General features: G+C 40.3%; 13 protein-coding genes. 11 read left to right on the top strand and 2 right to left on the bottom strand.

Annotation, left to right across the window (positions count from 1 at the left end; all coding sequences use genetic code 11):
• Positions 1–47 precede the first annotated feature (47 nt).
• From NYR25_01280 to NYR25_01315, 8 genes are all read left to right on the top strand, one after another.
• Entirely contained in the window at positions 48–527 is a 480-nt protein-coding gene (locus NYR25_01280; GenBank protein ID UWF34069.1) for a heme-binding protein, read from the top strand.
• 1 nt (position 528) lies between these two features.
• Positions 529–1,962, top strand: coding sequence for an aldehyde dehydrogenase EutE (locus NYR25_01285; GenBank protein ID UWF34070.1), 1,434 nt, complete (start codon positions 529–531; stop codon positions 1,960–1,962).
• Positions 1,963–1,966: 4 nt separating this feature from the next.
• Positions 1,967–3,088: an iron-containing alcohol dehydrogenase gene (locus NYR25_01290; GenBank protein UWF34071.1), complete on the top strand. Its 1,122-nt coding sequence runs from the start codon at positions 1,967–1,969 to the stop codon at positions 3,086–3,088.
• Between the two features lie 23 nt (positions 3,089–3,111).
• Positions 3,112–4,299, top strand: coding sequence for an acetate kinase (locus tag NYR25_01295; protein UWF34072.1), 1,188 nt, complete (start codon positions 3,112–3,114; stop codon positions 4,297–4,299).
• Between the two features lie 15 nt (positions 4,300–4,314).
• Positions 4,315–4,659 (top strand): BMC domain-containing protein, encoded by a 345-nt coding sequence (locus NYR25_01300; protein UWF34701.1) that lies wholly within the window; start codon positions 4,315–4,317, stop codon positions 4,657–4,659.
• A 13-nt stretch (positions 4,660–4,672) separates the two neighbouring features.
• Positions 4,673–5,698 (top strand): NADH:flavin oxidoreductase, encoded by a 1,026-nt coding sequence (locus tag NYR25_01305; protein UWF34073.1) that lies wholly within the window; start codon positions 4,673–4,675, stop codon positions 5,696–5,698.
• Positions 5,699–5,724: 26 nt separating this feature from the next.
• Positions 5,725–6,513, top strand: a complete 789-nt coding sequence (locus NYR25_01310; protein ID UWF34074.1) for a tyrosine-protein phosphatase — start codon at positions 5,725–5,727, stop codon at positions 6,511–6,513.
• 178 nt (positions 6,514–6,691) lie between these two features.
• Positions 6,692–7,885 (top strand): trans-2-enoyl-CoA reductase family protein, encoded by a 1,194-nt coding sequence (locus NYR25_01315; protein UWF34075.1) that lies wholly within the window; start codon positions 6,692–6,694, stop codon positions 7,883–7,885.
• 87 nt (positions 7,886–7,972) lie between these two features.
• Here NYR25_01315 and NYR25_01320 read toward each other — a convergent pair whose 3' ends face one another.
• A complete protein-coding gene (locus NYR25_01320; GenBank protein ID UWF34076.1) occupies positions 7,973–9,079 on the bottom strand; it encodes a helix-turn-helix domain-containing protein in 1,107 nt (368 codons plus the stop codon).
• 270 nt (positions 9,080–9,349) lie between these two features.
• Here NYR25_01320 and NYR25_01325 point away from each other — a divergent pair, with 270 nt between their 5' ends.
• The 3 genes from NYR25_01325 to NYR25_01335 are packed head-to-tail and all read left to right on the top strand — an operon-like array spanning position 9,350 to position 12,583.
• Positions 9,350–10,273 (top strand): energy-coupling factor transporter transmembrane protein EcfT, encoded by a 924-nt coding sequence (locus NYR25_01325; GenBank protein ID UWF34077.1) that lies wholly within the window; start codon positions 9,350–9,352, stop codon positions 10,271–10,273.
• Positions 10,255–11,901 carry an energy-coupling factor ABC transporter ATP-binding protein gene (locus NYR25_01330; GenBank protein ID UWF34078.1) on the top strand — a complete coding sequence of 549 codons (1,647 nt, stop codon included), beginning with the start codon at positions 10,255–10,257 and terminating at the stop codon, positions 11,899–11,901. Before NYR25_01325 ends, NYR25_01330 begins: the two co-directional genes overlap by 19 nt.
• On the top strand, positions 11,894–12,583 hold the full coding sequence (locus tag NYR25_01335) for an ECF transporter S component (protein UWF34079.1): 690 nt from the start codon (positions 11,894–11,896) through the stop codon (positions 12,581–12,583). The genes NYR25_01330 and NYR25_01335 overlap by 8 nt, the downstream gene beginning before the upstream one ends.
• A gap of 73 nt (positions 12,584–12,656) precedes the next feature.
• On the opposite strand, the gene glpK is transcribed toward NYR25_01335, so the two are convergent.
• Positions 12,657–14,177: a glycerol kinase GlpK gene (gene glpK, locus NYR25_01340; protein UWF34702.1), complete on the bottom strand. Its 1,521-nt coding sequence runs from the start codon at positions 14,175–14,177 to the stop codon at positions 12,657–12,659.
• Positions 14,178–14,251 lie beyond the last annotated feature (74 nt).

A 14,251-nucleotide genomic window follows, 5' to 3' on the forward strand; every position in this document is an offset into this window, starting at 1 on the left:
AGAGGAAGGTTTTTAACCTTTTAGACGATTTGTTGAGGGCGAATGGAATGAATGAAGAGCAAATTAATAACATTGTTAAAGAAATAATTACTAAACAAGGCAATCAATTAGGAAACTTATTTGATCGGCAAAAAATGCAAAGAGTGTTTGATGCAGCCGTAGCTAAGGCTAATGAGTTAAATGTAGGCGTTACCATGTGCATCATGGACGCAGCTACCGTTGTTCAAATGCTTTACCACATGCCTAACGCTAATTTGGTTAGTTCTCAATTAGCGCCTAAAAAAGCTTGGTCGGCAATTGCAATGAAAGAGCCTACCAAGGATATCAGCAAAGATATCCAACCAGGTGCACCGCTATACCAAATGGAAACGATGTTAGATGGAAAATTAGTGTCTTTTCCAGGAGGAATTCCGTTAGAAATTGGCGGTAAGATTGTCGGAGCGATTGGTGTTAGCGGGGGATTGGTTGAAGAAGATCAAGCAATTTGTGAGACCGCTGTGGAAGAATTTATGAAGGAGAGCAAGTGAAATGGAAATTCAAAATCTTGAAGAAGATATTCGACGCATTTTAAGTGAAGAGCTAAAGAAGAGTGGTACTAGCCAAACTGCGTCAACTAATGATGCGGGACAAAATGGGATTTTTAAGACCGTGGACGAGGCGATTGCGGCAGCTAAGGCAGCTGAAGATGTTTATATTGATAAGCCGTTAGCTTTTCGGGAAAAGGTTTTGACGGCAATTAGAGAAGGATTCCGCCCATATATCGAAAAAATGGCTAAGGACATCAAAGATGAAACGGGAATGGGAACTGTTGAAGCTAAGATTGCTAAGTTAAACAATGCTTTGTACAACACTCCCGGAACGGAAATCTTACAACCAGAAGCCGAAACTGGTGACGGCGGTTTAGTAATGTACGAATACGCCCCATTTGGTGTAATTGGTGCGGTTGGTCCAAGTACGAATCCTTCCGAAACGGTTATCGCTAACGCCATCATGATGTTAGCTGGTGGTAACACGTTATACTTTGGTGCTCATCCAGGTGCTAAAAAAATTACCCGTTGGACGATCGAAAAGCTAAACGAGTTAGTTTACGAAGCTACCGGAATGAAGAATTTAGTTGTATCAATTGAAGAACCGTCAATTGAATCTGTTCAAGAAATGATGCAACATCCTGATATCGCAATGTTATCCATCACGGGTGGTCCAGCAGTGGTTCACCAAGCTTTAGTTAGTGGTAAGAAAGCTGTAGGGGCCGGTGCAGGTAACCCGCCAGCAATGGTTGATGCTACCGCTAATATTGCATTAGCTGCACACAACATTGTGGATTCAGCTTCTTTTGATAACAACATCCTCTGTACCGCAGAAAAAGAAGTAGTAGTTGAATCGAGTGTAAAGGACGAACTTATCAAAAAAATGCAAGCAGAAGGGGCATTCTTGGTAACTAATGCTAGCGATATTGATAAGTTAGCGGAAATGACCATTGGCAATAATGGCGCTCCTGACCGTCAATTTGTTGGGAAAGACGCAACCTACATTTTAGATAAGGCAGGAATTGCGTACACTGGTACACCAAAATTAATCATCATGGAAGCGCAAAAAGATCATCCACTAGTTACTACCGAAATGTTGATGCCAATTGTACCAGTAGTTTCTTGTCCAACATTTGATCAAGTTTTAGCGACTGCGGTAGAAGTTGAACAAGGTTTACATCATACGGCTTCAATTCACTCCGAAAACTTACCAAATATTAATCGTGCAGCTCACCGGATGAACACTTCGATTTTCGTAGTTAACGGAGCAACATACGTAGGAACTGGAGTAGGAGCTAATGGCGCTCACGCAGGGGCTTCAGCATTAACGATTGCAACCCCAACTGGAGAAGGTACCGCAACGGCTAAAACCTTTACTCGTCGCCGGCGGTTAAACTCGCCAGAAGCATTCTCGTTACGTTCATGGGAGGCATAATTTTATGGAAAGAATTGCAATTCCAACTCAAATTTATTCTGGCACCGATAGCTTAAAGCAATTGGGAAAGTTAAACCAAGAACACGTTTTAATGGTATGTGATGCTTTTTTGCCAGGGACGCCAACCTTAGAAGAAATTAAGGGAAACATAAATTCGAGCAATCAGGTAACTATTTTCTCAGATGTTAAACCCGACCCACCATTAAAAAACATTATGCAAGGGGTTAACGAATATTTAAAGAACGTGCCTACGGTAATGATTGGTATCGGGGGTGGTTCAGCGATTGATACAGGAAAGGCAATTCGCTTCTTCGGTGAAAAACTTTCTGGTAAATGTATTAAGGAATTTATTGCCATCCCAACTACTAGTGGGACTGGTTCAGAAGTAACTAATACGGCGGTAATCTCGGATCCAGAAAATCATCAAAAATTCCCAATCATGGAGGATTACCTGATTCCAGACGTTGCACTTTTGGACCCGCAATTGGTAATGACCGCTCCTAACAGTGTAACCGCTTTTTCTGGTTTGGATGTTTTAACCCATGCTCTAGAAGCAGTTGTTGCGCAAGATGCGAATACCATTACGGATGCTTTGGCAGAAAAAAGTGCTTCGGTAATTATCAATAATTTGGTTGAATGCTACCAACATGGTGATAACGAAGCGGCTCGTAAAGTTGTACATGAGGCATCTTGTGCGGCAGGAGCTGCCTTTAATAATGCTGGTTTGGGGATTTGTCATGCGATTGCGCACCAGTTGGGAGCAAATTTCCATATTCCTCATGGTTTAGCTAACGCAATGTTATTGCCATACGTAGTTGAATATAATGCTACTCACAGCCAATTAGCACTACAAAAATATGCAATGGTTGCACGTAAAGCGGGACTAGCAAGTTCAGGTATGGGTGATCGGGTTGCCGTACGTAAACTGCAAGCTCAAATTAAACAAATGGCTAGAAAAATGAATTGCCCAGCAACGTTAACTGCATTTGGGGTAAATACCAAGGCAGCATTAGAAGCAACGGATCAAATTGTTGCTAGCGCTAAGTTGGACGGTACTTTCCCAGGAAATCCAGTCGTGCCAACTGATGAAGATTTAGCAGAGATTTATAAAAAAATCGTTAAATAAAGATTTTCAGGAAGGTAATTAGGATGTCCAAAAAGATATTATCAATTAATTCAGGAAGTTCATCATTAAAATTCAAACTTTATCAAATGCCCGAAGAAAAAGTGTTAGCGAGTGGACAAGTTGACCGAATTGGGCTTGCAAATAGCACGTTTAATTACGTAGTTCATAATAAGGCTACCCAGAATAAAGTTCCGATAAAAAACCATGATGATGCCATTAAGGCAGTTATTAATATGCTTTTGACTAGTGGAGTCATTGAGGATAAGTCGGAAATTGTGGGAGTTGGCCACCGAGTTTCCCACGGAGGACGGTACTACGATCGTCCAGTACTAGTTGACGAAGATGTAAAAAAACGGATTGCGGAATTAAGCGTATTATCACCGTTGCATAACCCGGTTAACTTGATTGGCATTAAAGATTTCGAAAAATTATTACCAGCAGCTAAGGAAGTCGCAGTTTTTGATACTTCTTTCCATCATACGATGCCTGAAGAAGCATATATGTATGCACTGCCTTACGAATATTATGAAAAGTACGGTATTCGTCGCTACGGTTTTCATGGACCATCTCATGAATATGTGTCTGAACGGGCAACAGAACTATTTGGTAAGGAACGTACCTCCAAAATGATTACTTGTCATCTTGGAAATGGTAGCAGTTTATGTGCTGTTAAGGACGGTGAATCCGTAAATACTTCAATGGGATTTACACCCTTAGCTGGTTTAGTAATGGGCAGCCGTTCTGGAGATATTGATCCAGAAATCTTACCTTTCATCGAAGAAAAATTAGATTTGGACTCCGAAGCGGTTCGAGAAATGCTAAATAAGCGTTCTGGATTGCTGGGGTTATCTGGAGTATCTAGCGATGTTCGAGATGTTGAAAAAGCTGCTAACGAAGGTAACCAACGGGCCCAATTAGCAATCAAAGTCTTTGTGCACCAAATTCAACATTACATTGGTGCGTATGCTGCGGATTTGAATGGTCTGGATACGTTGGTCTTTACAGCGGGAATCGGCGAACATTCTATCACCATGCGTAAGGCAATTTGTGAGAAATTGGGTTACCTCGGCGTCAAAATTGATGACCAAAAAAATCAGCATGGCGATTTATCCATTGAAGCGGCGGATAGTAAAGTCAAAGTTGCGGTGATTCCAACTGATGAAGAAATCATAATCGCCCGAGACGTGATGCGAGTGGCTGGATTTAATTAAACGAGGTTGATAATGATGATCGAAGATAAAGCAAGAATGATTCAAGAATATGTTCCGGGAAAGCAAGTGACCTTAGCCCACATCGTAGCTAATCCTACGGAAGATATTTACGAGAAACTTGGAATCCAAACTCCTAAGAATGCTTTAGGAATTTTAACGATCACCCCTAGTGAAGCTTCAATTATTGCAGGGGACGTGGCAACTAAGTCGAGCAACGTAACGTTAGGATTTATTGACCGCTTTAGTGGTTCCGTAGTAATTGTAGGGGAAGTTTCAGAAGTAGAGTCGGCATTACGGAAGGTAATTAAAACTTTACACGAACTTTTAGGATTTGATATTCCAACAATTACACGTACGTGAGGTTAGTGCGAAAATGGATAAGTTAAATTTAAGAAATCATTTTGTGCTGCCACCATTAGATATGCGGATGGCGCTGTTTGATGGCACGGTTAGCTTAAACGACCTTGAATTTCATCGACAACGCTCCCGGACGGTAGGAATGGACGTGGTGGGCTCTGCATTTATTTCTGCAGAAGGTAATACCGCTTTAGGATCGATTAGTATTAGTCGCGATGAAGATGTTGAAGGATTAGGTGAGTTAGCAAAAGTAATTCACCAAAATCATGCAAAAGCGATTATTCAGTTGGTGCATGCTGGACGTTTAGCTAGTCCACAAGCGATCTTTGGGAAAAAGGCGGTAGCTCCCAGTACTATTTCAGCTCCCTGGTCGCAATTAACTCCGCAAGCACTCACTCGTGATGCCATTTATAAAATTATTGACCAATACGCAAACGCATTAAAACGAGCGATGGCTGCGGGGTTCGATGGGATAGAAATTCATGGAGCAAACGGCTTTTTACCTCAGCAATTTATTTCCCGTAACGCTAATTGTCGGGATGACCAGTTTGGTGGAACTTTAGAGAACCGGTTTCGATTTGTGAAATTGTTGATGCAACGGTTACGTGAAACGATTAGTCAATTTGGTAATCCAACGTTTATCTTAGGGTACCGCCTTTCACCAGAAGAGTATGAAGAGGGCGGCTTAAAATTAGGTGAAACGTTACAATTGGCACGTCTGTTAGAACAATTAGGAATTGATTACTTAAGTTTATCGCTACATGACTTTATGGCAACCCCACGGACATTTGATACGGAAGTTCCGATAGTAAAACTTTTTAATGCGGCGGTAAATCTACCGGTGATGGTTGCTGGGCAAGTTGATAGTGCCAATAAGCTTAAGCAAGCCCAAAACTTTAGTACATTGGTTGGGGTTGGCCGTCCGTTAATTCACGATCCCAATTGGCTAAATAAGGTAACTGCAGAAAAGCCCTATAAGCCGGAAAGAAAATTGGCCGCTAGTGAAATTGGGGTGGCACAGACTGTTTATCAAGTACTTTAAAAATAACAATCCACGAGGAGAACTCAATGTGTAGTAAAAGAATTTTGAATTTATCCGGTGGATTTAACTTTCGTGACTTAGGAGGGTACCCGGCTGCCGGTGCACGCCAAGTGAAATGGCATAAATTAGTGCGTTCAGGGTACTTATCAGATTTGACAGATCAAGATCTTCAAAAGTTGGTAGATTACGGGATCAATGTAGTAATTGATCTGCGTTCAAAATCAGAAGTACAAAGTTTTCCGGATAGATTAAACTCCCATATTAAATATATTAACTTACCAATCTTTCAGGACGATCAAACGGAAAGTGGTGCATCTTTAGAACGAATTTACCAACTTTACGCTCGAAGTGACCAAGGCGGTTTTCAACAGATGATGCGTTCTTACCGCAAGTTAGTTACTGACCCGCATGCTCAACAAGCCTATCAGCGTTTTTTTGCATTACTGGAGAAATACGGTAAAAATGGTGGAATACTTTTCCACTGTTCTGCGGGGAAGGATCGGACGGGGATGTGCACACTACTTTTGTTAGCAACTTTAGGAGTTGACAACGAAGTGGTACGTAAAGATTATTTGCTAACAAATCCAGCTTCGAAGTCCCGAATCGAATGGCGTCGTAATGAAGCCAAGAAGATGCATTTAGGAAGAAACTTTGTTCAATCAGTTGAAGACTTAGCTTCTGTTAGAGACGAATACTATGATCAACTAGTAGGAATGCTTGAGTACCAGTATGGTGGCATTATTCAATATTTGAAAACGGAAATTCAAATGACTAAGGAGCAAAGATCCAACTTGCAAAGAATTTATTTGGACTAAAAGCTTTCAATAGACAAAATATTACAAAAATTTTTAAAGAGGTTGGAAAACGTTAATTCCAACCTCATTTTTAGCATTCTTAATGATGTAGATGCAAAGTTATGGGTTTTATTTTAGAAAAAGTTTTCTATAATTTTAAGTAGCTAAGGCAACAGAAAAAATAAAGAAGGAAATCAAAATGAAGGTAGAGCCAAAAATCGTTGGAAACGTTATCAAATCGGTTAATCCCTATGGCTGTCGACAAGCAGTTTTAAATCAAATTAATTACGTGAAGTCTAAGGGAAAGTATGCTGGGCCCAAAAAAGTATTGGTGCTGGGTGGTTCATCAAGTTATGGATTAGCTACCCGAATCACCACGGCGTTTGGCAGTGGCGCGGATACCATTAACGTGGCTTATGAACGCGGTCCGCAAAGCCCTGAAAAATTAGGGTCTGCGGGATGGTACAACAGCATCTTCTTTAAACAATTTGCTGAGCAAGCGGGGCTAATTGCCCAAAATTTTATTGGAGATGCCTATAGTGACACCATGAAACAACGGGTGATTGAATATATCAAAAATGAATTTGGTGGAAAGATTGATTTGCTTGTATATAGTTTAGCGGCACCAAAACGAAATGATCCCCGGACGGGAACGGAATGGCGGTCGGTCTTAAAGCCAATCAACCAAAGCGTGACCGGAGAAAATATCGATTTGGAACACGAACGACTATTTACCCAAACGATTTCTCCTGCGTCCCCAGAAGAAATTCAGGGGACCGCCAAGGTAATGGGAGGCGAAGACTGGGAGTGGTGGATCCAGGCGTTAAAAGAAGCTAATGTCTTGGCCGAAAACTTTAAAACAGTACTATATTCTTATATTGGACCAGAGATGACTTATCCGTTCTATCATGAAGGTACCTTAGGGGTAGCAAAAACCCAAGCAGAGGAGTCTGCTGATCGTATTAATCAAGAATTAAAGCCGCTCCAAGGGCGGGCACTAATTTGTGTATCAACTGTGGTAACTACTAAAGCAAGCGTAGTAATTCCAATTATGCCAAAATACATGATTGCTTTATACAAAGTGATGACCGATGAAGCGACGCACGAAAATCCAATCATGCATAAAGATCGGGTTTATCGTGAAATGATTTATGGTAAACATCCGATTTATGATCAAAAGGGCCGACTGCGTGCCGATCATTATGAACTGCGTCCTTCCACCCAAGCGAAGACTCAAGCATTATATAAGCAAATTAACGCGGATAACTTTCGGTCCGCCATGACTGGATACGCCCAGTTTAAGAAGGAGTTTCTAAATACGGCGGGATTCGATGTAGATGGAACAAGTACTAACGAGTTCGAATTTGACGACCTGTTACGGTTAAAACCTTAAGTAAGCAAATACAAAAAACTGTCAAAATGGAGGTTGGCATGTAAATGCTAACGGACCATTCCGGCAGTTTTTTGTTTGAGGGTAAATTTAACGAAAATCCACGTACATCCATTGGACTACGGAGACGCCCTTGGTAGAAATTAAATCCGCGGAGTTAGTAGGTTGGCGACCATCAACGGTAAAAATCCAACCACTCTTTTCGTTTGCGTCAGTTAAATCACCAATACTATTAACGTATAAGTAGCCGTTGGCGGACTCATAATAATAGTCTAGATTTTGCTTCGTAAAGAATGTTTTGGAAACGTCAAAAACGGAAGCATTTTTAGGCCAGTCTAAAGTGTGGTGGATCGTGTATATACGACTAATGGCTGCATTTTCCTTACGATATTTAGACGGGGTGGTTCCGGTGATTTTTTTAAATATTTTAGTGAAATAACTAGTTTGCGAAAAGCCCGCGATGTTAGAAATTAAGTTGATTGGTTTACGACTTAAAATTAATTCCCTTTGGGCATGGGCAATTTTTTGTTGATTAATGTAATTGATAAAATTAATGTCCATATACTTTTTGAAAATCCGACTTAAATAAGACGGTGATAAGAAAACATGTTCCGCCACGGTACTAAGGGTTAATTGACTAGTAAGGTTCTCACAAATATAGTCAGTGGCCTCCTTAATACTCCGGATAGCTTCAAATTTTTCATTACTAGTTCGAATTTGAGGATCTTCTGCAGTCGCAATTGGTAAGACATTATTAGCCGAACTTTTTAGCTGCAATAATGTGCTCAAATAATTTATTTTAGTTAATTGTTCGTCAGTTAGTGGCTCCAAAACTAGCGCCGTTAAATCCTGACGGTTAGCAAAATGACTATTAAATAAATTGGATAGATATTCTTTTGATACCTGAATTCGGTGATTGGAAGACTTGGCCGAACTGCACATCGTAAACCCCCAAACCTTATTATTAAGAATGATTGGGAAGATGATCGACTTGCCAAAATGTTCTGGATCAAGCGTCTTTTGGATAACTTTATTGTCAGTGATAATATCGCCCCGGTAAACTAATACTCCAGTAAAGCTATAGAAAAGTACGTCAATTTGGGTGATTTCATAAAAAGCGTTTAATGAATTGGCAAGCTTAGTATAAGAGTCCGGTGTATATCGATCGTCATGTGTCTGATTCAATGCACTTAACATGATCAACCTCCTAATAAAAATTATATGAAAACGATTTCTTTCGATTAATTATGAGGCAAGAAATTACTATTCACAATGCAATATAATGTCAATTTATTGATAAAATGACAATATTTTTAGTAAAACTTGTAAAATATTGCGAACAAAACAAGATAGTACAAATACTCGAGAAAGGACAAATTATTACTACTTTTTGGGGAAAAAGTATCACTTTCGCAGTTTCGGGAATGGTACCGTTAAAGTAACCATTTTTAAAGAAAGTGATTATAGATGAAAGAGCAGCCTATTAAAACAAAGGTTAAGAAGCAAAATATGTCCCTTGAGTTTGAGCGGTTAAATCCGGCTATTATTTTTTCGTATTACCTGATGTTAATTTTGATTACGGTTTTATTTAATTCACCGATTGTTTTAATAATTGAATTCATCGCAGTTTTAGGGCTATTAATCCGGGTTTCTGATCCAACTACGGCATTTAAGACGCTCAGGGCAACTGGAATAATGGCGTTATTTATTATCATTATTAATCCGTTGACGAATCATAACGGGGCGCACTTATTAGTGGTTTTTCATGGGTTAACGGTTACTAAAGAAGCTTTGTTATACGGAGTGTTGATGGCGTTATCGTTAACCAACGTAATTTTACTTTTTGCCTCGTACAACAAACTGATGACTAATAATAAATTTATGTTTTTATTTGGTAAGATTTTGCCCCGACTTTCATTACTCACGATGATTGTAATGCGTTTTATCCCGCTGTTTTTAAAGCGCTTTAAAAGTATTGGTCAAATTCAAAAAATGAGGGGAATCAACATTAATAAAGGAAGCGTGCGTCAACGTACTAAAGCGTTAATGCAGTTAATGCAAGTACTGTTGGTGGATGCGTGTTATAACGCTTTTCAAACTGCAGATTCAATGACTGCTCGCGGATTTGGGAGCACAAAAAGGACGAATTACCAACGTTACCAGATGACCCATCGTGATATAACGTACGCAGGAATTCTAGTTGGAGGTGGGGCAATTTTAATTGGGGAAGCAATTCGCCGAGTGGGCGTAATACAAATTTATCCCAGTTTACAAATGGATTGGGGAACGTGGCAAAGCGAGGTGCTCCTTGCTGGAACGGTCGCTCTGATTTGTGGTTTACCTATGGTTGTAGAGTTGAAGGAGGAGCTTTGGTGGAAATTTTACAAGTAAAAGATTTAAATTTTAAGTATGCCCTTGCCAAAAAAGTTAACTTAGCAAAGGTTAATTTGAGCGTTAACCAAGGCGATTTCACACTCATTATTGGTGATTCAGGAAGCGGCAAAACCACTTTATTGAGGCAACTAAAAAAAGAATTATGGCCAGTTGGTGAGCGACACGGAACGATTAAATTTAAAAACCAACCTTTAGAGGATCTATCACCGATTGAAAGTGCCCAAAAAATCGGGATGGTATTTCAAAATCCTGATGACCAACTTGTAATGGATACGGTAATCCAAGAACTCGCCTTTTCATTGGAAAACGTGGGGGAAGATAGCGATAATATTCAACGAAAAATTGCTGAAATGGTCAGCTTTTTTGGGTTTCAAGATATTTTATATGCATCGGTAAACGAACTTTCTGGTGGTCAAAAGCAGTTGGTTAACTTAGCAGCAGTATTAATTTTGCAACCGGAATTGCTGCTTTTAGACGAACCCACCGCCCAACTAGATCCCATTGCGACTAAGGAGTTCATTAGCCTTTTACAAAGGGTGCATGACGAATTGGGCGTAACAATTATGATTAGCGAACATCAATTAGACGAGTTGCTACCGTTAGCTACTCAATTATGCATTTTGGAAGAAGGCAAATTAACGTTCGTTGGTAAAGTTAGTGAAGGAATTCAACGAGCTGCCCATAGCCAAAAATTGGCCGAATTTATTCCAGAAATTCCCCGCTTGTTTTTGACCGAAAACGTAATTACGGATTCTTCAAAAGCTACCGTACCATTAACGGTGGTCGATGGTAAACGCTTTATAAATAATCATAAAATAAAATTTCAGCAACAAAAACGAAGTATCCCACAATTACATAATGACCCGGTTTTAAAAGCTACTCACGTTGACTTTAAGTATGAGCGAAATGATCCATTAATTTTGAATGATCTAGCGTTGACTGTGCAACGTGGTGAATGGTTATCGATTGTTGGGCGCAACGGAACTGGTAAGTCTACCCTGTTAAAGTGTCTAACAGGGATGCAAAAAACACGGCGAGGAAAGATATCCGTGTTAAATCGCAAACTTACTAAATGGACAAGTGATCAGTTATACGAAGTGATGGGGTACTTATCCCAAAATCCTGCTGATCATTTTAGTTATGATACGGTGTCCGATGAATTTGTTAATCGCGCGAAGGAGCTGGGATTGACAGACCCTCAAGAAGTTGGGCAAGCAATGCTATCACGTTTGAAAATTAACTCTTTGAAGAATAAAAATCCTCACGATACAAGCGGGGGCGAAAAGCAATTAATCGCCTTGGGAATTATCCTGATTGGCCAGCCGAAGATTTTACTCCTAGATGAACCTACGAAGGGGTTGGACCCGCTACGTAAAAGAGAATTAGGGAAGTTATTACAAAAACTCCAAGAAACAGGGATGACCATTATCACCACTAGTCATGACATGAGCTTTAGTGCTACGTACGCCACCCGTTGTGCCATGTTGTTCGATGGTAAAATCACTTCCGTAGCGGATCCGTACGCTTTTTTTACCAAAAATTTCTTTTATACCACTCCGATTAACCGAATGGTGCGTGATCAGTTGCCAGAGGCGCTAATATGGAGGGAGCTTAACTATGAATAAGCGGATGACGGGAATTACTTTTTTAGTGGCAATTATTATTTTTTTGATTTTTCTAACTTTTGTAACCGCACTCCAAGGTCAACATTTTCTTCTGTTCAGTTTTATCTGTTTGATTGCTAGCGTAATTCCGTTTTATTGGAAATTTGAAAATAGCGAACTCAAAGCACGAGAAGTGGTATTTTTGGCGGTGTTAATTGCGATCGCTGCAGTTAGTCGAGTACCGTTTGCAATTATTCCGAACGTCCAGCCAACTAGTTTTGTGATTATAACGGCGGGGGCGGTATTAGGACCAGAATCGGGATTTATTATTGGCTCTACCGTTGCGTTGACATCTAATATGTTTCTTGGACAAGGGCCATGGACCCCGTGGCAGATGTTTGCCTGGGGAATGATGGGGATGACGGCAGGATTGCTAAAAAACACTTGGTTAGCTAATAACAAATACGTGATGGTAATTTTTGGCTTCGTTTGGGGATTTATTTTCGGGTGGATTATGGACCTTTGGTATTTAGTTGCATACATTAATCCGCTGAATCTTAAGGCGATGTTACTTACTTTTCTAGGAACTGGTTACTTTGACTTATTACATGCTTTATCAAACGTCTTTTTCTTGTTAATTTTTTATAATTCTTGGAAAAAGATTATTACCCGTTTCAAGATTAAGTACGGGTTACTTGATTGATTTAAGTAATATATGGTAAATAAAAAACACGTCTGCCTATTCCATTTGAAAGGGACGCGTTTTGTTTGGACAATTAATCATTTGTTTGGGAAAACAGTTGGCACGCTAATACAGCTCTTTGCCACCCGCGATAAAGGCGTTCACGCTTTTTAGCGGTATAAACGGGCTGAAATTTAGTAATTGGATGACGAAGTTTTTTGATTTCATCGAGATCTTCCCAAAATCCTACTGCTAATCCGGCTAGGAAAGCAACTCCAAGTGCCTTAATATCGGTAGTTTCCGAGCGATTAACGTCCACCCCTAAAATGTCCGCTTCAAACTGCATTAGGAAATCATTTTTAGCCATGCTGCCATCGGTATTTACCACCTGAAGTTCGGTATGCATATCTTCTTGCATAGCGAGGATAACGTCTTTAGAGCGGTAGGCAATTGACTGCAGGGTAGCCCGTACAAAATCTGCTTTGGTAGTTTTATCGGTCATTCCAAAAACGGCGCCCCGGACTTTTTCGTCCCAGTAGGGTGCACCCATCCCGTTGAACGAAGTCACCACGTATAGGTTGTCGTTACTAGATTGGTTAGCAACCATCGCCGAGTCCAGCGGATTTTTAATCATTTCTAGCCCGTCTTCCAGCCAGTTAATTGCAGTTCCAGCAACGAAAATATTACCTTCGAGTCCGTAATAGATTTTTTTATCTAAACCAAACGAAACGGTGGTTAGCAGGTTGCTTTGGGATTTAACCATGGTTTCACCGGTATTTACGGTAATGAAAGCGCCGGTGCCATAGGTTGCGCTGATTGCTCCGCGTTGAAAAGCTAATTGACCCACTAAGGAACTTTGCTGATCACCAATCATTCCGGCAATGGGAACTGCACAATTAAAAAAGGCAGCGCCTTGGGTGTAACCAAAAATTTCCGAATTAGATCGTACTTCTGGCATTAATTGAATGGGAATATTTAGTGCCTTTAATAAATTTTCATCCCAATTTAGCGTATTAATGTTAAAAAGCATTGTCCGGCTAGCATTTGTGTAGTCGGTGACGTGTGCTTGGCCATTCGTTAGTTTCCAAAGCAACCAAGTTTCCACCGTTCCAAAAAGTAGCTCCCCGTTTTCCGCTTGCTGCTGAGCATGGGGGACGTGATCTAAAATCCAGCGAATTTTAGAAGCTGAAAAATACGAGTCCAGTACTAAACCCGTACTGTCCTTAACTAAGTCTTTATAGTTGGAAAGGTTCCAAGCATCAGTGATTTCGTTGGTTTGACGAGACCGCCACATGATGGCGTTGTAAATCGGCTTACCGGTTTTCTTATTCCAAATAATGGTGGTCTCCCGTTGGTTGGTAATCCCAATCCCAGCGATTTGTTTAGGACTAATTCCGGAGACAATCAGTGCGTTAGCCATTGAAGAATAAACTTTTTCCCAAATGTCTTCGGGAGATTGTTCATACCAACCTTGGTGAGGGCTTTCTTGGGCCAATTCTCTAGAAAAGCTGACCACTTCCGAACTAGCATGGTTAAAAATAACGGTTTTAACTACCGAAGTGCCGGCGTCAATTGATAAGATGTATTTTTCCAAGTTTCTGCATCCCCCTGTAATAACGCGATAAACAAAGCTTTTGAAAGGCAACGTCGATTGCAGAATTAAGTATAACACGATTCGGTGAAACAAAT

This window comes from Pediococcus acidilactici, assembly GCA_024970065.1.
Taxonomy (GTDB): Bacteria; Bacillota; Bacilli; order Lactobacillales; family Lactobacillaceae; genus Pediococcus; species Pediococcus acidilactici_A.